This is a genomic window from Actinospica acidithermotolerans, from assembly GCF_018139625.1.
Classification (GTDB): domain Bacteria; phylum Actinomycetota; class Actinomycetes; order Streptomycetales; family Catenulisporaceae; genus Actinospica; species Actinospica acidithermotolerans.
Genome location: NZ_JAGSOH010000344.1, coordinates 1 through 460, shown reverse-complemented (window position 1 = coordinate 460; position 460 = coordinate 1). Strand labels below are relative to the sequence as shown.

The window sequence follows — 460 nt, the reverse complement described above, 5'->3', positions numbered from 1 at the left end:
GGTTAAACATTGTCAAAATAATAAGCAGAAACACCCATTTAAACTTGGTGAAGAAGATCAAGTATTTTGTAAGCCACAACAAACAATCGAATATATCGGCAAAATTACAAATGGTGAAGCAATTGTTACTACAGACGTGGGACAACATCAAATGTGGGCAGCTCAATTTTATCCATTTAAAAATCACGGACAATGGGTTACAAGCGGTGGTTTAGGAACAATGGGATTCGGTATTCCTTCGTCAATTGGTGCCAAATTAGCTAATCATGATAAAACAGTCGTATGTTTCGTCGGTGACGGTGGTTTCCAAATGACAAACCAAGAAATGGCACTATTACCCGAATATGGTTTAGATGTCAAAATCGTACTAATCAATAATGGAACATTAGGTATGGTTAAACAATGGCAAGATAAGTTCTTTAATCAACGCTTCTCACACTCAGTATTTAATGGTCAACCT

The 460-nt window shown here is 36.5% G+C and carries 1 protein-coding gene; it reads left to right on the top strand.

All coding sequences use genetic code 11. The features are described 5' to 3' along the window. A partial coding sequence (locus tag KDK95_RS38915; protein WP_249162347.1) for a thiamine pyrophosphate-dependent enzyme occupies positions 1–460 on the top strand: 460 nt, incomplete at both ends.